The following is a 255-nucleotide window of genomic DNA, read 5'->3' on the forward strand; positions in this document are numbered from 1 at the left end:
GGCTGTGCTTCACGCTGCGTGCGCAGCTCAGCGCCGTCTTGCGTGCCCAGTTCCCACGCGGCGGCCTGCGAACCGGCCTTGGCAAACGGATTGTCGAATGCGCGACCATCCACGGCCTTCGAGTAGCCTTCGTTGTAGGCCACCATCAGACCGAGCAGATGGAACTTGTTGAGCATCGGCCAGCGATGGTCCTCTGCCGCGACCTTCAGTTGAGTCTCAGCCGCTTCGGGCGTGATGCGGCCCTTGAATGCTTCT

The 255-nt window shown here is 62.7% G+C and carries 1 protein-coding gene; it reads right to left on the reverse strand.

Annotated features, from left to right (window positions below):
- Window positions 1-255, reverse strand: a 255-nt coding sequence (locus AC1RPY_RS08050) for a hypothetical protein (RefSeq protein ID WP_481763161.1), incomplete at both ends; no start/stop codon positions are given.

Source organism: Dellaglioa sp. CoH-56-MRSF-12, assembly GCF_056782075.1.